This is a genomic window from Mycobacterium asiaticum (assembly GCF_001668675.1).
Lineage (GTDB): Bacteria > Actinomycetota > Actinomycetes > Mycobacteriales > Mycobacteriaceae > Mycobacterium > Mycobacterium asiaticum_D.
Genome location: NZ_LZKQ01000189.1, coordinates 54,060 through 73,359 on the forward strand (window position 1 = coordinate 54,060; position 19,300 = coordinate 73,359).

Below are 19,300 nucleotides of genomic sequence, written 5' to 3' on the forward strand. Positions count from 1 at the left end.
CCAGGCAAACCTTCCACGCGCTGCTGGCGTCGGCGAGACGGCGACGACATCACCACGTCGATCGAAGGTGTGGCCCTGCTGGGTGAGCAGTTGCGGCCCCGCCATCGTGCCTTTTGAACCGGAAGTAGGGTGTCGACATGCGCGCAGCACGAGTGACTCAGCTGGATGGTCCGGACTCGATCGAAGTGGCCGAGATCGACGAACCCACCGGTGACGGTGTGGTTGTCGACGTGCATGCCGCCGGGGTGGCCTTCCCGGACGCGTTGCTCACCCGCGGTCTCTACCAGTACCGACCGGATCCGCCGTTCGTACTCGGCGCCGAGATCGCGGGCGTGGTGCGGTCGGCGCCGGACGGGGCGCACGTGCGGCCCGGTGACCGGGTCCTCGGCCTGACCATGCTCACCGGCGGCATGGCCGAGGTCGCCGTGCTCGCACCCGACCGGTTGTTCAAGCTGCCAGACAACGTCAGCTTCGAGGCCGGCGCCGGTGTGCTCTTCAACGACCTGACGGTGTACTTCGCGCTGGCCGTCCGCGGCCGATTGCAACAGGGCGAGACGGTGCTGGTGCACGGCGCGGCCGGCGGCATCGGCACGTCGGCGCTGCGATTGGCGCCGGCCTTGGGGGCGTCCCGCGTCATCGCCGTGGTCAGCTCCGAGGAGAAGGGCCAGATCGCCACCGCGGCAGGCGCCACCGATGTGGTGCTGGCCGATGGGTTCAAGGACGCGGTCAAGGAGTTGACCAGTGGTCGCGGCGTCGACATCGTGGTGGACCCGGTGGGCGGCGACCGCTTCACCGATTCGCTGCGCTCCCTCGCCCCGGCCGGACGGCTGCTGGTGATCGGCTTCACCGGTGGCGAAATACCGACCGTGAAGGTGAACCGGTTGCTGCTCAACAACATTGACGTTGTCGGTGTGGGTTGGGGCGCCTGGGCCGGCAGGCATCCCGGTGCGCTCGAGGAGCAATGGGCGGCACTCGAAGAATTGTTCACGTCCGGCAAGCTGTCCCCTCCCGAGCCGGACGTCTTCCCGCTGGACGAGGCGGCGGCCGCGGTGGCGTCGCTGGAGAACCGCAGCGCCAAGGGCAAGGTCGTGCTGCGCGTCCGCTGACTCCGGCCGCACGCCACCAGCCTTGTGCCAAACTAAAAGAAAAAGTAATGTCACTTTTAGTTCTGTAGCGGCGAAACCCCGGAGTCAGTCATGGAATCCTTTATCCACCTGCGCAAAGGCCGGACGCCGCGGCGTGTCCACGCCGACCTCGACGGCCTCAAAGACGACGAACTGGGTCGCGGTGGCTTCACCGGACGCACCGCCAACATCTACCGCCGCCACGATCCCACCGCCTTTCGCGCGGTCGGTCCGCTGCGCCCGGTCGACGTACTGGCCGACCAGCTCAAGCCCAGCGACGCCACCGATGCGGCCGGCGGCCCGCTGCTGATGTTCAGCAACGCCGACTGCCGGGTGCTGCTGAGCCGGCGGCACGAGGAGATGCCGTTCTACACCCGGCACATCGACGGAGACTTGCTCTGTTTCGTTCACCAGGGCGCCGGCCTGCTGGAGACCGAGTTCGGGCCGCTTCGCTACCGCCACGGCGACTGGATCTACCTCCCGAAGGCCTGCACCTGGCGCCAGCTGCCGGACAGCGAGACCACGCTGCTGATGATCGAGGCGACCGACGAGTTCCGGGTGCCACCGCCGGGCAGCCTGGGCCGGCACTTCCCCTTCGATCCCGCGCAGGCCACCATCCCCGAACCGGTCCCGATCGAGGACGACGGACGCGACGAGTACGAGGTGCGGCTCGTGCACCGGGACGTCCAGGGCGACGGGTCGACAACGCTGTATTACCAACACAATCCGATCGACGTCGAAGGCTGGCGCGGTGACAACTTCGCCTTCACCTTCAACATCGACGACTACAACGTCGTCACCTCCGACAGCGTGCACCTGCCGCCGACGGTGCACATGTTCATGCAGGCGACCGGTGTCTACGTGATGAACTTCCTGCCGAAGCCCGCCGAGACGGTGGCTGGCACCGAACGCACGCCGTGGTACCACCGCAACGTCGACTACGACGAGATCGCGTTCTTCCACGGCGGTTCGCTGTACGGCATCCCGATGCCGCCCGGCCTGATATCCCATGCACCGCAAGGCGTTCACCACGGCGCGCCGGAAAAGGCACGCGAACGGGCACGCCGCAAGTTCGACGACTATCAGCGAGTGGACTGGCAGGTCATCGCGATCGACACCCGTCGCCGCCTGACACCGTCACCCGAAATACTGGCACACGACCTGGGACAGCACCAATGAAGCAAGCCGTCAAACACGACTACGACCGTATCCCGTATCTCGTTGCATTCCAGAACAATTCCGGTGTGCGCGACGTGTACGGCGGGCTGGCCGAGATCACCGTGCTGGAAAGCTACCTGCTCAAGCCCAAGGACCGCCCGTCGGACACCGTGCTGGTTTTCATGCATCCCATCGGCGGCGGTGCGTACCTGCCGATGATCAATGCGCTGGCCCGGGCCGGCCACCACGTCATCTACTGCAACAGCCGATTCCGCGGCACCGACTCGACCCTGCTGATGGAGAAGGTGGTCGAAGACCTCGGCGAGTGCATCAAGGACGCCAAGAACAGGCTCGGCTATCGCAAGGTGGTGCTGGCCGGATGGAGCGGTGGCGGCTCGCTGTCGATGTTCTACCAACAGCAGGCTCAGCACGCCACCATCACCTCCAGCCCGTCGGGTGACGGCCCCGACCTGACCAAGCTGGACCTGCCGGCGGCCGACGGCATCATGTTGCTGGCGGCGCACATCAGCCGGCACGGCACCCTCACCGAGTGGCTGGACGCGTCGATCCTGGACGAGGCCGACCCCACCAAGCGCGATCCCGAACTGGACCTGTACAACCCGGACAACCCGAATCAGCCGCCCTACAGCCAGGAGTTTCTGGCGCGCTACCGGCAGGCGCAGATCGACCGCAACCGCCGTATCACAGCCTGGGTGCGCGACAAGCTGGCCGAGCTGAAGGCGGCAGGCCGGCCCGACGACGAGTTCTGTTTCGTCGTGCACGGCACCATGGCCGACCCGCGCTGGCTGGATCCCACGGTCGACCCCAATGAGCGCACCCCCGGCACCTGCTATTTGGGGGACCCGCAGGTGGTGAACATGAGCCCGGTCGGCCTGGCGCGCTACTCGACGCTGCGCGGCTGGCTGTCGCAGTGGAGTTACGACGACGCCCGGGGCGACGGCGTGGCATGCGGGAAGGACCTTGCCATCCCAGCGCTGGTGATCGGTAACCTGGGCGATGACGCTTGCACACCCAGCCACACCCGACGGCTCTACGAGGCGATCGGGCACCCGGACAAGGAGATGCACGAAATCCCGGGCGCCACACATTATTACGCGGGACCTGACCAGCGCGACAAGCTGCGCCAGGCTGTCGACATCGTCACCGACTGGCTGATCAGACACGACTTCGCGAGTGCCGGGTGATGCCCGCCGGCGACGATGCAGAGCGCAGCGATGCTGAGCAGCGGCGCGTTGCCGGAGCCCTGGACGGTATCCGGGTGCTGGAACTGGGCACCCTGATCGCCGGACCGTTCGTGGGTCGCCTGCTCGGCGACATGGGCGCCGACGTCATCAAGGTCGAGCCCCCGGGCGCCCCGGACCCGCTGCGCACCTGGGGGCAGGCCGAACTCAACGGGCATCGGGTCTTCTGGACCGTGCATGCCCGCAACAAGCGGGGCATCACGCTGGACCTGCGCAAGCCGGAGGGGCGCGAGCTGTTCCTCGAACTGGTCGAGAAGTCCGACATCGTGGTGGAGAACTTCCGTCCCGGGACGCTGGAGAAGTGGAACCTGGGCTACGACGTACTCAGCGAACGCAATTCGGGCATCATCCTGGTTCGGGTGTCGGGCTACGGCCAGACCGGTCCGGATGCACATAAGGCCGGCTACGCCTCGGTGGCCGAGGCCGCGAGCGGGTTGCGGCACCTCAACGGCTTCCCGGGTGGACCGCCGCCGCGGCTGGCGCTGTCGCTGGGCGACACGCTGGCCGGAATGTTCGGCGCGCAGGGCGCGCTTGCCGCGCTGTACCGCCGCAGCGTGACCGGGCACGGGCAGGTGGTCGACGTTGCCCTCACCGAATCGTGTTTGGCGGTACAAGAATCCACCATTCCGGACTACGACGTCGGCGGTGTGGTTCGCGGGCCGTCCGGCACCCGGCTGGAGGGCATCGCACCGTCGAACATCTACCGCAGCGCCGACGGTTCCTGGGTGGTGATCGCGGCCAACCAGGACACCGTGTTCGCCCGGCTGTGCAAGGCCATGGGGCAGCCGGAACTGGTCACCGACGACCGGTTCGCCACGCACGGCGCCCGGGGCCGCAACCAGGACGAGCTGGATCAGATCATCGGCGCTTGGGCGGCCCAGCGCCAGCCCGCCGAGATCATCGAAACCCTCTCGGCCGCAGGAGTTATCGCCGGACCGATCAACACCGTCGCCGAAGTCGTCAACGACCCGCAGCTGCGCGCCCGCGGCATGTTGGTGCCGCACTACGACGAGCGAGTCGAGCGGGAGGTGCTGGGACCGGGCATCGTGCCGGTGCTCTCCGAATCCCCCGGCACCGTCCGCTACGCCGGCCCCGCGCGCCCGGGCCAGCACAACGAGGACGTCTACACCGGGCTGTTGGGCAAGACGGCCGACGAGGTCGCCCGGTTGGTCGCCGAGGAGGTGTTATGAGCACGCACGTCGATATCCGTGAGGTCGCGCTGCGCGACGGCTTACAGATTGAAACGCCAATACCGTTGGCCGCCAAGCTGGAAATGCTGGCCGCCATAGCGGCGACCGGCGTGCGCGAAGTGGAGGCCACCGCATTCGTCTCGCCGTCCAAAGTGCCGTCGATGGCCGACGCCGCCGAACTGGCCGCCGAACTGCACAACTTTCCCGGCATCGAGTTCTCCGCCCTGGTGGCCAGCCCGAACGGGGCCAAACGGGCCATCGCCGCGGGATTGCGGTCGATCGAATACGTGGTGGCCGCCGATGACACCTTCAGCCAGAAGAACGTCGGGCGCACCAGCGCCGAAGCGACCTCACAAATCAGCGAGATCGTCGCGATCGCGCATGACAGTGCCGCCACCGTCGAGGTCATCGTCGCCACGGCCTGGGACTCCCCGTTCGAGGGACCGACACCCCCTTCGCGGGTATTGGACATCGCAGCGTCGGCCCGCGGCCAGGGGGTGGACCGGTTCTCCATCGCCGACACGATCGGTACCGCCACCCCGGGCCGGGTGAGTTCGCTGATCGCCCGGTTGCGTCCGGTCATCGGCGACCTGCCGCTGGGCGGCCACTTCCACAACACCCGCGGGTCCGGACTGGCCTGCGCCTACGCGGCGGTGCTGGCGGGCGTCACCCGGCTGGACGCCTCGGTCGGCGGGCTCGGCGGCTGCCCGTTCGCGCCCGGCGCCACCGGCAACATCGCGACCGAAGACCTGGTGTACCTGCTGACCGACAGCGGGTTCGACGTCGACGTGGACTTGCCGGCAGCGATCGCCGCGGCGCAGGTCGCGAGGGACGCCGTCGGACATGACTTGCCGAGCGCGCTGCTGCGCGCCGGTGACCGGATCCGAACCTGATGCCCGCCGAACTGGTCAGCGCCAAAGGCCGCCAGACCCGCCAGGCCATCGAGCAAGCCGCGCGAAAACTGTTCGCCGAGCGTGGCTTTCACGGAACCACGCTGGCCGACATCACCTCGGCGGCCGGCAAATCCTCGGCGGTTTTCTACCGCTACTTCACCGACAAAGAGGACCTGCTGGCCGCCTTGGCCGAATCATTCCTGCATGACGTCGTCGAACCGTCCGGGCTCAGTGTTCACCTGCCCGACTCCCCCGCCGACGACGCGTTCTTCGTCTCCGTGGTCACCGGCTACTGGGGCATGTTCAAGCAGAACATCGGGATCATGATCGCGGTGGCCCAGCTGGCCGCCACCCAGGAACGCTTCGCTGCCGTCCAGAACGAATTCCGCCGCTTCGGCATGAACATCGTGGCCGCCTCCGTCCGGCGGGCCCAGGAGCAGGGCTACGGGACCGACCTCAACCCGGAGCACACCGCCGCCGCGATCTCGCTGTTGTTCGAGAATTTCACCACCGTGTTCGTCGGCAGACCGAACCTCGGCGTGACGATGACCGACGAGGATGCCATTGGCGTACTGTCGAAAATCTGGCAGAAGACTCTGTACGGCGCTTGACAACTAGGAGCGATCAACGTGGATTTCAGTCTCCCCGAACACCTTCCGAGCCTACTCGCCGAGATGGATGAGTTCATCGAACGGGAGATCAAACCACTCGAACGCGAGAATATCCAGTACTTCGACCACCGTCGGGAGAACGCCCGCACCGACTGGGACAGCGGCGGGATCCCGCGGCGGGAGTGGGAAGATCTGCTCGGTGAGATGCGCAGGCGAGCCGACAAGGCGGGCTGGTTGCGGTACGGGCTGCCGTCCCAGTTCGGCGGTCGCGACGGCAGCAATATCGACATGGCCGTCATTCGGGAACACCTGGCGCACAAGGGACTCGGGTTGCACAACGATTTGCAGGACGAGTCCTCGATCGTCGGCAACTTCCCGCAAGTCATCATGATGGACCGGTTCGGCACCGAGACCCAGAAGCAGGAATGGACCGAGGCACTGATCACCGGCGAGCGGTCGATGGCGTTCGGGCTGACCGAACCCAACCACGGGTCGGACGCCACCTGGCTGGAGACGACCGCGGTCCGTGACGGTGACGGGTGGGTGATCAACGGCGCCAAGCGATTCAACACCGGCGTCCACCGGGCCACCCACGACCTGGTGTTCGCCCGCACATCGGGTGAACCCGGTCAGGCGCGCGGCATCACCGCGTTCCTCGTGCCCTGCGACTCCCCCGGCTTCCACATCCCGTACTACTGGTGGACCTTCAACATGCCCACCGACCATGCCGAGGTGGAGCTCAAAGACGTCCGGGTGCCCGACGACGCAATCCTGGGTGAAGTCGACCGCGGGTTGGAAGTGGGCCAAACCTTCCTGCACGAGAACAGGATTCGCCAAGCAGCCAGCAGCCTGGGTGCCGCGCAGTACTGTATCGACCGTGCCGTGGCCTATGCCGGCGAGCGCGTGGTGTTCGGCAAGCCATTGGCGGTGAACCAGGCGGTGCAGTGGCCGCTGGTGGAGTTGCAGACCGAGGCGCAGATGGTGCGGCTGCTGGTGTACTACGCCGCCACCCAGTTGGACGCCAACCACCACATGGAGGTCTCCGACAAGGTTTCGATGGCCAATTACCGCGCCAACCGGCTGGTGTGCAATGCCGCCGACCGCGCGATGCAGGTGCTCGGTGGCATCGGTTACAGCCGTCACGAACAGCTCGAGCACATCTACCGGCACCACCGCCGCTACCGGATCACCGAGGGCGCGGAGGAGATCCAGATCCGCCGAGTTGCCCAGCGACTCTTCAAGTTCGGCAAGAGATGACCCTGGCAGCGGACCTCGGCGCGCTGCTGGAGTCGGTCCTCAACGAGCGGGTGAGCATCGACAACCTGCGCGCCCTCACCGGCGGTGCCAGCCGGACCACCTGGGCGTTCGATGCGGTGACCGACGGCGCGCCCCGCTCGCTGATCCTGCGCACCGGACCACCGGACGACGTCCATGCCGGGATGGAATTGGAGGCACGGGTTCAGGCGGCGGCCGCCGCCGCCGGCGCGCCGGTCCCCCATGTCCTGATCGCCGACGACTCGGTGGCCACGCTCGGGAACCCGTTCCTGATCTGTGAGGAGATCAAGGGCGAGACCATCGTTCGGCGCATTTACCGGCAGCTCGGCGATTCCGCCGCGGCGCGGGAGTCGCTGTTGCGCCAGTGCGCGCAGGCAATCGCGGCCATCCACCGTGCCGATGCCGGTGACCCGGGACTGACCCGCGAGGACCCGATCGGGCAATGGCGGGAACGGCTCGACGGCATGGGCGACACCACCGCCACCTTCGAATGGGCCTTCCGTTGGCTGGCCGCCCGCCGGCCGCCACCGTCGCCGGAAGTGTTGGTGCACGGCGACTTTCGGATGGGTAACCTGATCGTCGACGGCAGCGATCTCGCCGCGGTGCTGGACTGGGAGCTGGTGCACGTGGGTGAGGCCTACGAGGACCTGGCCTGGTTCTGCGTACGCGCCTGGCGGTTCGGCGCACCGCCCAGCCAGGGCGCCGGCGGTCTGGGCAGTATCGAAAGCTTCCTGCGCGCCTACGAGCAGGCCAGCGCGACTACCGTCGACCGGGTGACGTTCCACTGGTGGCTGGTGCTGGCGACCCTGCGCTGGGGGGTGATCTGCCGCTATCAGGCCGAGCGGCACCTCAGCGGGCAGACGCGGTCGGTGGAACTGGCCACCATCGGCCGCCGGGTGTGCGAGAACGAATGGGACCTGCTCGACCTGCTTGCCGGGAGCCCGTCGTGACCGGGATACACGGCCGGCCCACCGCTGCGGAGCTGGTCGCCGCCGTCGCCGAGTTCCTGGAAACCGATGTGCGCGAGGCGACTTCGGGCCAGGTCAACTTCCACTCCCGGGTAGCGGCCAACGCCCTGCGGATGGTCGAACGCGAATTGCGCAACCCCGGTGAATCCGACGTCCGGGCGGCGCTGGCCAACCTCGGCTTCGCGGACGAGGCCGCGCTGGCGGCTGCCATCCGCGACGGCGCACTGGACGAGCGCGCCGATGACGTCATCGCCTGCCTGCGAACCTTGGTGGGCCACCGGCTGGCGGCCGCTCACCCCGGATACGACAACCCCTAGGAGCACCATGTCCCCCACTGTCGCCGAGGTGGCCGACCGGCTGTTCGCCGTGATCGAGGACGGCGACCGGGCCACCGTCGACCAGATGTGGAGCCCCGACATCACGGTGTGGCGGGTCGGTGCCCGCCGCGATGACGACAAGGCCCGCGCGCTGCGCGTCATCGAGTGGTTCATCTCGGCCACGACCGAGCGCAGCTACGAAATCCTGGACCGCCAGGAATTCGGGACCGGGTTCGTCCAGCAGCACGTCCTGCACGCGACCGGCCACGCGGGTCAATCGATCTCGATGCGGGTTTGCATCGTGATCAAGTTGGACAATGAGGGTCTTATCAACAGGATCGACGAATACTTCGACCCCGCCGAGATGGCCCCGCTACTCGACTCCCCGACAAACGAATAGGCGAGACCCGATGACGACGCTGGAAACTTTGCTCACCGACCCCGAGACCTCGGGTGCCTGGGCGCTGGTGCCCGACAACTCGAAGATCGAATTCAAGATCAAGAACATGTGGGGCGTGTGGCCGGTCAAGGGCAGGTTCACCCAATTCAGCGGAGAGGGCAGGCTCGGCGACAAGGGCGCGGTGACCGGCCGCATCGACATCGACGTCGCATCGCTGAACACCGGTATCGGAAAGCGGGACGAACACCTGCGGTCCGCCGACTTCTTCGACGTCGAGCGCTTTCCGCAGATCGCCGTCGCCGTAGGCGGCCTGCAGCTCGGCACCGGCCGAGAGGCCGAATTGCAAACCGGATTCACCATCAAGGGCATCACCGAACCGGTGCGGCTGCCGGTGACGATCACCGAACTCGCCGACGGCTCGGTACGGATCTCAGGGACGACCCAGATCAACCGATCCCGGTTCAACCTGGACTGGAACAAGCTGGGTGTGATGTCGGACACAGTGACGGTGTCGGCGGAGGCCGTCTTCGTGCAATCGACTCATACCGCGTGAATTAACATCTGCACCGTGCCCGAGTCGAGCAACCCACTGAAGATCCTCGTCTACAGCGACAATGTCCAAACCCGCGAACGGGTCATGCAGGCCCTGGGTAAGCGGCTGCACCCGGATCTTCCCGAGCTGAGCTACGTCGAGGTGGCTACCGGCCCGATGGTGGTGCGGACCATGGACGAGGGAAGCATCGACCTGGCCATCCTCGACGGGGAGGCAACGCCGACCGGCGGCATGGGTATCGCCAAGCAGCTGAAGGATGAGTTATCGACGTGCCCACCGATCCTGGTGCTGACGGGCCGTCCCGACGACGCGTGGCTGGCCAGCTGGTCACGCGCCGAGGCCGCCGTGCCGCATCCTCTCGACCCGATCGTGTTGGGCCGGACCGTGCTCAACCTGTTGCGCGCACCCGCGCACTAGGAAGCGGTCAGCCGCCCCGCACTTGCAGTTGCGGGCCGTCTTCCTGAGCTTCCTCCTGGGGACGGAACTCTCCGGGTGCGATCTTGGGCCGCAGCGAGACCACGGTTTCCTCCGCCTCGTCCGCCTCGGAAGTGTCCTTGGCCTGGGCGCGCAGACCCGTCACCGGGATTGCCGAGCCGGTCGTCTGCGCGGCGGGCACTGCCTCGCCGGGGGCGGCCTGAACAGCGACTTCCGGCGCCACAGTGGGCAGCACGCTCATCGCCGGCACGTGTGCTTCCGGAGCTTCCGGGGTCTCGGTCACCTCGGCCTCGGCAGCCGGCGCGACGGCCTCCGGTTCCTCGGCCTTGGGTGCGGGCTTGGTGGTGTTCATGATGGACGGGCTGTCGCCGAGCAGACCGGCCCGGGCCAGACCGGCCAGCGCCATCGGCATCATGCCGAAACCGGCGACGCCCGCGCTGGGCACGCCGGTGTTGGCGGCGGTCGCCGCGGCACTGCCGGCACTGCCCGCACCCGCGGCGGCTGCCGGGTCCCCGCCGGTGTAGCCGCTGGTGTAGCTCATCGGAGCGGGCCCGGCGTCAGCGCCTCCGACGGCACCGGTGCTGCCACCGCCACCGCCACCGGCGGCCGCCACGCCGTCACCACCGCTACCTGCGACCGGCGCGGCCGGCGCACCGGTTCCCGCGTCGGCGCCCGGTGCGGGTGCGCCGCCGGTCTGCCCGTTCGCGAGGGCGCCCAGGCCGCCGGCCAGTCCACCGGCCAGCGCCGGGAAGCTCTGCAGCACGCTCTGCCACGGCACCACCTGCGAGGCGGCAGCGGCGGCGTTGGCGTAATAGCCGGCCATCGCGGACACGTCCGCGGCCCACATTTCTTCGTAAATGCTCTCGGCCAGCGCGATCAGCGGTGCATTCTGGCCGAACAGATTCGACATGACCAGCTGCACGAACGCGTTGCGGTTGGCGTCGACCGCCCCCGGGTGAATGGTGGCCGCCCGGGCCGCTTCAAAGGCGCTGACCACCGCGCGCGCCTGCCCGGCCGCCCCGAAGGACTGCGACGCGGCAGCGCTCAGCCAGCCCGCGTAGGGGGCGGCCGCCGCCGCCATCGCTTGGGCCGCCGGGCCCTGCCAGGCCTGGCTCGCCAACGTTGAGATCACGCCTTGGAACGCTTCAGCGGCAGTCCCCAGTTCGGCGGCCAGCCCATCCCAGGCGGCGGCTGCCTCCAGCATCGGGGCGCTACCCGCACCTAGGAACATGCGCAGGGAATTGATCTCTGGCGGCAGCGTAAAGAAACTCACAACCCCTGTCCTCCCAGATCGGTTGGTGGCGTCTGCACTGACCTCGCAAGATCCGCGCAGTTACCCGAAGCTAAGAGTAACAACAAGCGCTCCGCCCGTCTGGCCGTCGCATGGATCCCGCGATATTCCTGCCGCCTTCCTCCCGCGCTGCGCCGTTTGCCACGTGTTTCGCGTCCCTAACGATCCTCCGTGTCCATGAGCTTGACCCCGGGCATGTGGTCCGCCCGTCGCGCGACTATGTTGAAGGTCACTGTGACGGCCCACAAGCCCGGTCCGTCACACAGCCCGGTCACCGCCTGGCCGCTGTCGGCGGCCCATACGACGGAGCAGAGCGAGTTGAACGTCTACATACCCATATTGGTGCTTGCCGGCATTGCTGCAGCCTTTGCCGTGGGCTCGGTGATCCTGGCGAGCATCACGGGCCCCACCCGGTTCAACCGGTCGAAGCTGGAGGCCTACGAATGTGGGATCGAACCCACTGAAACGGGGTTCAGCGGCCCGAAGGCCGCAAGCGGTCAGCGCTTCCCGGTGAAGTATTACCTGACCGCAATGTTATTCATCGTCTTCGACATCGAAATTGTGTTCCTCTATCCGTGGGCGGTCAGTTTCGACTACCTCGGAACGTTCGCGCTCGTCGAGATGGTCATATTCATGCTCACGGTTTTCGTGGCCTACGCATACGTGTGGCGCCGCGGTGGCCTGACGTGGGATTGAGGTAGGACGTGGGACTGGAAGAACAGCTGCCCGGCGGGATTCTGCTGTCGACGGTCGAGAAGGTTGCGGGTTATGTCCGCAAGAACTCGCTGTGGCCGGCGACCTTCGGCTTGGCCTGCTGCGCAATCGAGATGATGGCGACGGCGGGCCCGAGGTTCGACATCGCCCGATTCGGCATGGAGCGGTTCTCGGCGACGCCCCGACAGGCGGACCTGATGATCGTCGCGGGCCGGGTCAGCCAGAAGATGGCCCCGGTGCTGCGGCAGATCTACGACCAGATGGCCGAGCCGAAATGGGTTCTGGCGATGGGCGTGTGCGCCTCCTCTGGCGGAATGTTCAACAACTACGCGATCGTGCAGGGCGTCGACCACGTAGTACCGGTGGACATCTACCTGCCCGGCTGCCCGCCCCGACCCGAGATGCTGTTGTACGCAATCCTGAAGCTGCACGAGAAGATTCAGGAAATGCCGCTGGGCGTCAACCGGGAACGCGCCATCGCCGAAGCCGAGGAAGCGGCCATGGCCGCCCGCCCCACCATCGAGATGCGCGGTCTGCTGCGATGAGCTCACCGGACAAAGACCCGCAGGGCGCCACCCTGACCCCGGGCGCGGACGTCCCACCCGAAGGCCAGGAAGTGATCAGCGTCCGCCGCGGCATGTTCGGTGTTCGCGGCACCGGCGACACCTCCGGCTACGGGCGGCTGGTGCGCGAGATCGCGCTGCCCGGCGAGAGCCCCCGGCCCTACGGCAGCTACTTCGACGACATCGCCGACCGGCTGGCCGAGGCGTTGGACCGCGAGGGCCTCGACTTCAACGAGGCGATTGAGAAGGTCGTCGTCTACCGCGACGAACTGAGCCTGCACGTGCGCCGAGACCTGCTACCGCAGGTCGCCCAGCGGTTGCGCGACGAACCCGAACTGCGGTTCGAGTTGTGCCTGGGCGTCAGCGGCGTGCACTACCCGAACGAGACCGGGCGCGAACTTCACGCCGTATACCCGCTGCGGTCGATCACCCACAATCGCCGGGTGCGGCTGGAAGTGTCTGCGCCAGACAGCGATCCGCACATCCCCTCGCTGTTCAGCGTCTACCCGACCAACGACTGGCACGAGCGGGAGACCTACGACTTCTTCGGGATCATCTTCGACGGACATCCGTCGCTGACCCGGATCGAAATGCCCGACGACTGGCAGGGCCACCCACAACGCAAGGACTACCCGCTGGGCGGTATCCCGGTCGAGTACAAGGGCGCGCAGATTCCCCCACCCGATGAGCGCAGGGGCTATAACTGATGAGCACATCCACCAGCACGGCGCACGACGGCGCCGGCGCTCCAGAGACGCTTGTGGTCGCCGGCGGCCAGGACTGGGACAAGGTCGTCGACGCCGCGCGCAACGCCGACCCCGGTGAACGCATCGTCGTCAACATGGGGCCGCAACACCCCTCCACCCACGGTGTGCTGCGCCTGATCCTGGAGATCGAAGGCGAGACGGTCACCGAGGTGCGCTGCGGAATCGGCTACCTGCACACCGGCATCGAGAAGAACCTCGAATACCGGTACTGGACGCAGGGCGTCACGTTCGTCACCCGGATGGACTACCTGGCACCGTTTTTCAACGAGACGGCGTACTGCCTGGGCGTGGAGAAACTGCTTGGCATCACCGATGAAATCCCGGAACGGGTCAACGTCATCCGGGTGATGATGATGGAGCTCAACCGGATTTCTTCGCACCTGGTCGCCCTGGCCACCGGCGGCATGGAGCTGGGTGCCATGACGCCGATGTTCGTGGGCTTCCGCGCCCGCGAGATCATCCTGACCCTGTTCGAGAAGATCACCGGCCTGCGGATGAACAGCGCCTACATCCGTCCCGGCGGGCTGGCCCAGGACCTGCCGCCGAACGGGGTCGACGACATCGCCGCAGCGTTGAAGGAACTGCGGGTTCCGTTGCGCCAGATGGGCGACCTGCTCAACGAGAACGCGATCTGGAAGGCCCGCACCGAGCACGTCGGATACCTGGACCTGACCGGTTGCATGGCGTTGGGTATCACGGGTCCGATCCTGCGCGCCACCGGCCTGCCGCACGACCTGCGCAAGAGCGAACCCTACTGCGGCTACGAGAACTACGAGTTCGACGTCATAACCGATGACAACTGTGATGCCTACGGACGCTACATCATTCGGGTCAAAGAGATGTGGGAGTCGATCAAGATCATCGAACAGTGTCTGGACAAGTTGCGGCCCGGGCCGACCATGGTCGAGGACCGCAAAATCGCTTGGCCCGCAGACCTTTACGTGGGCCCCGACGGCATGGGTAACTCCCCGGAGCACATTGCCAAGATCATGGGCAGCTCGATGGAAGCGTTGATCCACCACTTCAAGCTGGTCACCGAGGGCATCCGGGTCCCGGCCGGTCAGGTGTATGTGTCGGTCGAGTCGCCCCGCGGGGAGCTCGGCGTGCACATGGTCAGCGATGGCGGCACCCGCCCCTACCGCGTGCATTACCGGGACCCCTCCTTCACCAATCTGCAGTCGGTCGCGGCGATGTGCGAGGGCGGGATGGTCGCCGACCTGATCACCGCGGTCGCCAGCATCGACCCGGTCATGGGCGGAGTGGACCGATGACCGTTCCGAAAGTCGGCAGCAGCAACGGAGAGCGGGTCTTTCTGCGACTCGGTCCCCCGCCCGAGGAGCCCAACCAGTTCGTGGTCGAGGGTGCGCCGCAGTCGTATCCGGCCGAGGTGCGGGCCCGGCTCGAAGTCGAGGCCAAGGAGATCATCGCCAAATACCCCAACAGCCGCTCAGCACTGCTGCCGCTGCTGCACCTGGTACAGGGCGAAGACTCCTACCTCACCCCCGCCGGACTCGAATTCTGTTCCGAGCAACTGGGATTGACCGGAGCCGAGGTCTCCGCGGTCGCCAGCTTCTATACGATGTACCGACGCGGGCCCACCGGCGACTACCTGGTCGGTGTGTGCACCAACACGCTGTGCGCGGTGATGGGGGGCGACGCGATATTCGCCGATCTCAAGGAACATCTGGGTATCGGCAACGACGAGACCACCGCCGACGGCACGGTCACCCTGCAACACATCGAGTGCAACGCGGCCTGTGACTACGCGCCGGTGGTGATGGTCAACTGGGAGTTCTACGACAACCAGACTCCCGCGTCGGCCCGCGAACTCGTCGACTCGCTGCGGTCGGGCGAGCCGTTGGCGCCCACCCGAGGCGCCCCACTGTGCAAGTTCCGGGAAACGTCGCGCATTCTGGCCGGCCTGCCCGACCAGCGCCCCGACGAAGGCCAGGGCGGTGCCGGTGCAGCCACGCTGGCCGGACTGCGGGTGGCCAAGGAGAACGGTATGCAGGCACCCGAAGCCCCAGGGACCACCGATGACTAGCGCCCCCGCCACCCCGCTGACACCGGTCATCAGCCGCTACTGGGACGACCCCGAATCCTGGTCGCTTGCGACCTACGAACGCTACGACGGCTACCGGGCCATGAAGAAGGCCCTGACCATGAATCCCGACGATGTGATCGGGACGGTGAAGGACTCCGGGTTGCGTGGCCGCGGTGGTGCCGGCTTCTCGACCGGGACCAAGTGGTCGTTCATCCCGCAGGGCGACACCGGACCGGCGGCCAAGCCGCATTACCTGGTGGTCAACGCCGACGAGTCCGAACCCGGTACATGCAAAGACATTCCGTTGATGCTGGCGACACCGCATGTGCTCGTCGAGGGCGTGATCATCGCCTCCTACGCGATCCGGGCCAGCCATGCCTTCATCTACGTGCGTGGTGAAGTGGTGCCGGTGCTGCGGCGGCTGCAGAACGCCGTCGCCGAGGCCTACGCCGCCGGCTACCTCGGCCGCGACATCGGCGGCTCCGGTTTCAACCTGGAGCTGGTGGTGCACGCGGGCGCCGGGGCATACATCTGCGGCGAGGAGACCGCGCTGCTCGACTCACTGGAAGGCCGCCGCGGCCAGCCGCGACTGCGGCCGCCCTTCCCCGCCGTCGCCGGCCTGTACGGCTGCCCCACGGTGATCAACAACGTGGAGACCATTGCCAGTGTCCCGTCGATCATCCTCAACGGTGTCGACTGGTTCCGTTCCATGGGCAGCGAGAAATCGCCTGGCTTCACGCTGTATTCGTTGTCCGGGCATGTCACCAACCCCGGGCAGTACGAAGCGCCGCTGGGCATCACGCTGCGTGAGTTGCTCGACTACGCGGGAGGCGTCCGGGCGGGCCACAAGCTGAAGTTCTGGACACCGGGTGGGTCCTCCACCCCGCTGCTGACCGACGAACACCTCGACGTGCCGCTGGACTACGAGGGTGTCGGCGGCGTCGGCTCGATGCTGGGCACCAAGGCGCTGGAGATCTTCGACGAAACCACTTGCGTGGTGCGGGCGGTGCGGCGCTGGACCGAGTTCTACAAGCACGAATCTTGCGGCAAGTGCACCCCGTGCCGGGAGGGCACCTTCTGGCTGGACAAGATCTACGAGCGGCTGGAGACCGGCCGGGGCACCCGTGAGGACCTCGACAAGTTGCTGGACATCTCGGACGCAATCCTCGGAAAGTCGTTCTGCGCGTTGGGTGATGGTGCCGCCAGTCCGGTGATGTCGTCGATCCAGCACTTCCGGGAGGAATACATCGCCCACGTCGAATCCGGCGGCTGCCCGTTCGACCCCCGAGACTCCATGCTGACGTTGGACGGAGTGAAAGCGTGACCCAGACAGCTGACGCTGAGAACCGCTTGGCTCAGCCCGAGATGGTGTCGCTGACCATCGACGGAGTCGAGATCAGCGTTCCCAAGGGCACTTTGGTGATCCGCGCCGCCGAGTTGATGGGCATCCAGATCCCCCGGTTCTGCGACCACCCGCTGCTCGACCCGGTCGGCGCCTGCCGGCAGTGCCTGGTCGAGGTGGAAGGCCAGCGCAAGCCGCTGGCATCCTGCACCACCGTCTGCACCGACGACATGGTGGTGCGCACCCAGCTCACCTCCCCGGCCGCGGACAAGGCCCAGCACGGCGTGATGGAACTGCTGCTGATCAACCACCCGCTGGACTGCCCGATGTGCGACAAGGGCGGCGAATGCCCCCTGCAGAACCAGGCAATGTCCAACGGCCGCGCGGAATCTCGTTTCACCGATCCCAAGCGCACCTTCGCCAAGCCGATCAACATCTCGTCGCAGGTGCTGCTGGACCGGGAGCGCTGCATCCTGTGCGCCCGGTGCACCCGGTTCGCCAACCAGATCGCCGGCGACACGTTCATCGACATGCAGGAGCGCGGCGCCCTGCAGCAGGTCGGCATTTACGCCAACGAGCCCTTCGAGTCCTACTTCTCCGGCAACACCGTGCAGGTCTGTCCGGTGGGCGCGCTGACGGGCACCGCGTACCGCTTCCGGGCCCGGCCGTTCGACCTGGTGTCCAGTCCGAGCGTGTGCGAGCACTGCGCGTCCGGATGTGCGCAGCGCACCGACCACCGCCGCGGCAAGGTGACCCGCCGGCTGGCCGGTGACGACCCCGAGGTCAACGAGGAGTGGAACTGCGACAAGGGCCGGTGGGCTTTCACCTACGCGACCCAACCGGATGTGATCACCACGCCGCTGATCCGGGACTCGGGCGGCGAGCTGGTACCGGCGTCGTGGGCGCACGCGATCGTGGCGGCGACGCAGGGACTCGAGGCGGCCCGCGGGCGCACCGGCGTGCTGGTTGGCGGCCGGGTCACCTGGGAGGACGCCTACGCCTATGCCAAGTTCGCGCGAATCGTGCTGGACACCAATGACATCGACTTCCGGGCCCGTCCCTCCTCGGCCGAAGAGGCCGATTTCCTGGCGGCGCGCATTGCCGGGCGACCGGTCACCGTCAGCTACTCCGACCTGGAGGCGGCGCCGGTCGTCCTGCTGGTCGGCTTCGAGCCGGAAGAGGAATCGCCGATCGTCTTCCTGCGGCTGCGCAAGGCCGCCCGCAAGAACAACCTTCCGGTGTATGCCGTCGCTCCGTTCGCGAGTCGTGGGCTGACGAAAATGTCGGGCCGGTTGCTGCAGACCGCTCCCGGCGCCGAGCCCTCCACATTGGACGGGCTGGCGACCGGGGAGATCGGGGACCTGCTCAGCACCCCGGGCGCGGTGATCATGGTCGGGGAGCGCCTGGCCACGGTGCCCGGCGGCTTCTCCGCCGCGGCCCGGCTTGCCGACACCACCGGGGCACGGTTGGCCTGGGTGCCGCGGCGCGCCGGGGAACGCGGTGCCCTGGAAGCCGGTGCCCTGCCCGGGCTGTTGCCCGGTGGCCGCCCCGCCGCTGACGAGGCCGCGCGCTCGCAGGTCGCCGCGGCGTGGCATGTCGACGAATTGCCTACTACGGCAGGACGTGACACGGACGGCATCCTGGCCGCGGCCATCGACGGAACGCTGGGCGCGCTGCTGGTCGGCGGCATCGAACCGGGCGACTTCGCCGACCCGGCCGCGGTGCTCGCCGCCCTGGACACCGCGCCGTTCGTGGTCAGCCTCGAAATGCGGCACAGCGCCGTCACCGAGCGGGCCGACGTGGTGTTCCCGGTCGCGCCCACCACCCAGAAGTCGGGTGCATTCGTCAACTGGGAGGGCCGCTATCGCGGCTTCGAACCCGCGTTCCATGGCACCACCCTGCAGGCCAGCCAGTCCGACCACCGCGTGCTCGACACGTTGGCCGACGAGATGGGCGTCTATCTGGGTTGCGCCACAGTCGAATCCGCCCGCGAGGAACTCTCGGCCCTGGGCACTTGGGACGGCAAGCACCCGGCCGGCCCGGCGGCCGAGGCGGCATCGCCCGCCGAACCCGGCGCCGGTCAGGCGGTGCTGACCGGCTGGCGGTTGCTGCTGGACGCCGGTCGCGGACAGGACGGCGAACCACACCTGGCCGGCACCGCGCGCAAGCCCGAAGTGCGATTGTCGGCGAACACCGCCGCCGAGATCGGCGCCGGCGACGGGGATCCCGTCACGGTCAGCACCGACCGTGGCTCGATCACCCTGCCGCTCAACGTCACCGACATGCCCGACCGGGTGGTGTGGCTGCCGATCAACTCACCGGGTTCGGCGGTGCACAAAGATCTTGGCGTCACACTGGGTGCCGTCGTGAACATCGGGGTGGGTGCCAAATGA

The 19,300-nt window shown here is 67.3% G+C and carries 20 protein-coding genes; 19 read left to right on the forward strand and 1 reads right to left on the reverse strand.

Annotated elements, in window-relative coordinates; translation table 11 throughout:
* Positions 1 to 137: 137 nt before the first annotated feature.
* From A9X01_RS16155 to A9X01_RS16210, 12 genes are all read left to right on the forward strand, one after another.
* Positions 138 to 1,106, forward strand: a complete 969-nt coding sequence (locus A9X01_RS16155) for an NADPH:quinone oxidoreductase family protein (RefSeq protein ID WP_065121704.1) — start codon at positions 138 to 140, stop codon at positions 1,104 to 1,106.
* Positions 1,107 to 1,196: 90 nt separating this feature from the next.
* Positions 1,197 to 2,303 (forward strand): homogentisate 1,2-dioxygenase, encoded by a 1,107-nt coding sequence (locus A9X01_RS16160; RefSeq protein ID WP_065121705.1) that lies wholly within the window; start codon positions 1,197 to 1,199, stop codon positions 2,301 to 2,303.
* A complete protein-coding gene (locus A9X01_RS16165) occupies positions 2,300 to 3,487 on the forward strand; it encodes an alpha/beta fold hydrolase (RefSeq protein WP_065121706.1) in 1,188 nt (395 codons plus the stop codon). Before A9X01_RS16160 ends, A9X01_RS16165 begins: the two co-directional genes overlap by 4 nt.
* Positions 3,487 to 4,734 (forward strand): CaiB/BaiF CoA transferase family protein, encoded by a 1,248-nt coding sequence (locus A9X01_RS16170; protein WP_065121736.1) that lies wholly within the window; start codon positions 3,487 to 3,489, stop codon positions 4,732 to 4,734. The genes A9X01_RS16165 and A9X01_RS16170 overlap by 1 nt, the downstream gene beginning before the upstream one ends.
* The gene (locus A9X01_RS16175) at positions 4,731 to 5,627 is read left to right on the forward strand and encodes a hydroxymethylglutaryl-CoA lyase (protein ID WP_065121707.1); all 897 of its coding nucleotides are present in this window, start codon (positions 4,731 to 4,733) and stop codon (positions 5,625 to 5,627) included. Before A9X01_RS16170 ends, A9X01_RS16175 begins: the two co-directional genes overlap by 4 nt.
* The gene (locus A9X01_RS16180; RefSeq protein ID WP_065121708.1) at positions 5,627 to 6,238 is read left to right on the forward strand and encodes a TetR/AcrR family transcriptional regulator; all 612 of its coding nucleotides are present in this window, start codon (positions 5,627 to 5,629) and stop codon (positions 6,236 to 6,238) included. The genes A9X01_RS16175 and A9X01_RS16180 overlap by 1 nt, the downstream gene beginning before the upstream one ends.
* Positions 6,239 to 6,256: 18 nt before the next feature.
* Positions 6,257 to 7,495, forward strand: coding sequence for an acyl-CoA dehydrogenase family protein (locus tag A9X01_RS16185; RefSeq protein WP_065121709.1), 1,239 nt, complete (start codon positions 6,257 to 6,259; stop codon positions 7,493 to 7,495).
* On the forward strand, positions 7,492 to 8,463 hold the full coding sequence (locus tag A9X01_RS16190) for a phosphotransferase family protein (protein WP_065121710.1): 972 nt from the start codon (positions 7,492 to 7,494) through the stop codon (positions 8,461 to 8,463). The genes A9X01_RS16185 and A9X01_RS16190 overlap by 4 nt, the downstream gene beginning before the upstream one ends.
* Complete coding sequence (locus A9X01_RS16195) at positions 8,460 to 8,798, forward strand: DUF6285 domain-containing protein (protein WP_036353570.1); 339 nt, start codon at positions 8,460 to 8,462, stop codon at positions 8,796 to 8,798. Before A9X01_RS16190 ends, A9X01_RS16195 begins: the two co-directional genes overlap by 4 nt.
* Positions 8,799 to 8,805: 7 nt before the next feature.
* Positions 8,806 to 9,198 carry a nuclear transport factor 2 family protein gene (locus A9X01_RS16200; protein ID WP_065121711.1) on the forward strand — a complete coding sequence of 131 codons (393 nt, stop codon included), beginning with the start codon at positions 8,806 to 8,808 and terminating at the stop codon, positions 9,196 to 9,198.
* A gap of 10 nt (positions 9,199 to 9,208) precedes the next feature.
* Positions 9,209 to 9,751, forward strand: a complete 543-nt coding sequence (locus A9X01_RS16205) for a YceI family protein (protein WP_065121712.1) — start codon at positions 9,209 to 9,211, stop codon at positions 9,749 to 9,751.
* A 15-nt stretch (positions 9,752 to 9,766) separates the two neighbouring features.
* Complete coding sequence (locus A9X01_RS16210; RefSeq protein ID WP_065121713.1) at positions 9,767 to 10,168, forward strand: Rv3143 family two-component system response regulator; 402 nt, start codon at positions 9,767 to 9,769, stop codon at positions 10,166 to 10,168.
* 7 nt (positions 10,169 to 10,175) lie between these two features.
* On the opposite strand, the gene A9X01_RS16215 is transcribed toward A9X01_RS16210, so the two are convergent.
* Positions 10,176 to 11,459 (reverse strand): PPE family protein, encoded by a 1,284-nt coding sequence (locus A9X01_RS16215; RefSeq protein WP_065121714.1) that lies wholly within the window; start codon positions 11,457 to 11,459, stop codon positions 10,176 to 10,178.
* 336 nt (positions 11,460 to 11,795) lie between these two features.
* Here A9X01_RS16215 and A9X01_RS16220 point away from each other — a divergent pair, with 336 nt between their 5' ends.
* From A9X01_RS16220 to A9X01_RS16250, 7 genes are read left to right on the forward strand one after another with little or no spacing between them, the layout of a single operon-like run.
* Positions 11,796 to 12,173 carry an NADH-quinone oxidoreductase subunit A gene (locus A9X01_RS16220; RefSeq protein WP_065121737.1) on the forward strand — a complete coding sequence of 126 codons (378 nt, stop codon included), beginning with the start codon at positions 11,796 to 11,798 and terminating at the stop codon, positions 12,171 to 12,173.
* 8 nt (positions 12,174 to 12,181) lie between these two features.
* A complete protein-coding gene (locus A9X01_RS16225; RefSeq protein ID WP_036353559.1) occupies positions 12,182 to 12,736 on the forward strand; it encodes a NuoB/complex I 20 kDa subunit family protein in 555 nt (184 codons plus the stop codon).
* Positions 12,733 to 13,461: an NADH-quinone oxidoreductase subunit C gene (locus A9X01_RS16230; protein ID WP_065121715.1), complete on the forward strand. Its 729-nt coding sequence runs from the start codon at positions 12,733 to 12,735 to the stop codon at positions 13,459 to 13,461. Before A9X01_RS16225 ends, A9X01_RS16230 begins: the two co-directional genes overlap by 4 nt.
* Entirely contained in the window at positions 13,461 to 14,792 is a 1,332-nt protein-coding gene (nuoD, locus tag A9X01_RS16235) for an NADH dehydrogenase (quinone) subunit D (protein ID WP_065121716.1), read from the forward strand. Before A9X01_RS16230 ends, nuoD begins: the two co-directional genes overlap by 1 nt.
* Positions 14,789 to 15,565 carry an NADH-quinone oxidoreductase subunit NuoE gene (gene nuoE / locus A9X01_RS16240; RefSeq protein WP_065121717.1) on the forward strand — a complete coding sequence of 259 codons (777 nt, stop codon included), beginning with the start codon at positions 14,789 to 14,791 and terminating at the stop codon, positions 15,563 to 15,565. The genes nuoD and nuoE overlap by 4 nt, the downstream gene beginning before the upstream one ends.
* A complete protein-coding gene (gene nuoF / locus A9X01_RS16245) occupies positions 15,558 to 16,889 on the forward strand; it encodes an NADH-quinone oxidoreductase subunit NuoF (RefSeq protein ID WP_065121718.1) in 1,332 nt (443 codons plus the stop codon). The genes nuoE and nuoF overlap by 8 nt, the downstream gene beginning before the upstream one ends.
* Positions 16,886 to 19,300, forward strand: coding sequence for an NADH-quinone oxidoreductase subunit G (locus tag A9X01_RS16250; protein ID WP_065121719.1), 2,415 nt, complete (start codon positions 16,886 to 16,888; stop codon positions 19,298 to 19,300). Before nuoF ends, A9X01_RS16250 begins: the two co-directional genes overlap by 4 nt.

Coding starts and splice junctions, on each gene's coding strand:
- A9X01_RS16155 (WP_065121704.1), top strand. CDS start 138: ATGCGCGCAGCACGAGTGACTCAGCTGGATGGTCCGGACTCGATCGAA.
- A9X01_RS16160 (WP_065121705.1), top strand. CDS start 1,197: ATGGAATCCTTTATCCACCTGCGCAAAGGCCGGACGCCGCGGCGTGTC.
- A9X01_RS16165 (WP_065121706.1), top strand. CDS start 2,300: ATGAAGCAAGCCGTCAAACACGACTACGACCGTATCCCGTATCTCGTT.
- A9X01_RS16170 (WP_065121736.1), top strand. CDS start 3,487: ATGCCCGCCGGCGACGATGCAGAGCGCAGCGATGCTGAGCAGCGGCGC.
- A9X01_RS16175 (WP_065121707.1), top strand. CDS start 4,731: ATGAGCACGCACGTCGATATCCGTGAGGTCGCGCTGCGCGACGGCTTA.
- A9X01_RS16180 (WP_065121708.1), top strand. CDS start 5,627: ATGCCCGCCGAACTGGTCAGCGCCAAAGGCCGCCAGACCCGCCAGGCC.
- A9X01_RS16190 (WP_065121710.1), top strand. CDS start 7,492: ATGACCCTGGCAGCGGACCTCGGCGCGCTGCTGGAGTCGGTCCTCAAC.
- A9X01_RS16200 (WP_065121711.1), top strand. CDS start 8,806: ATGTCCCCCACTGTCGCCGAGGTGGCCGACCGGCTGTTCGCCGTGATC.
- A9X01_RS16205 (WP_065121712.1), top strand. CDS start 9,209: ATGACGACGCTGGAAACTTTGCTCACCGACCCCGAGACCTCGGGTGCC.
- A9X01_RS16230 (WP_065121715.1), top strand. CDS start 12,733: ATGAGCTCACCGGACAAAGACCCGCAGGGCGCCACCCTGACCCCGGGC.
- nuoD (WP_065121716.1), top strand. CDS start 13,461: ATGAGCACATCCACCAGCACGGCGCACGACGGCGCCGGCGCTCCAGAG.
- nuoE (WP_065121717.1), top strand. CDS start 14,789: ATGACCGTTCCGAAAGTCGGCAGCAGCAACGGAGAGCGGGTCTTTCTG.
- nuoF (WP_065121718.1), top strand. CDS start 15,558: ATGACTAGCGCCCCCGCCACCCCGCTGACACCGGTCATCAGCCGCTAC.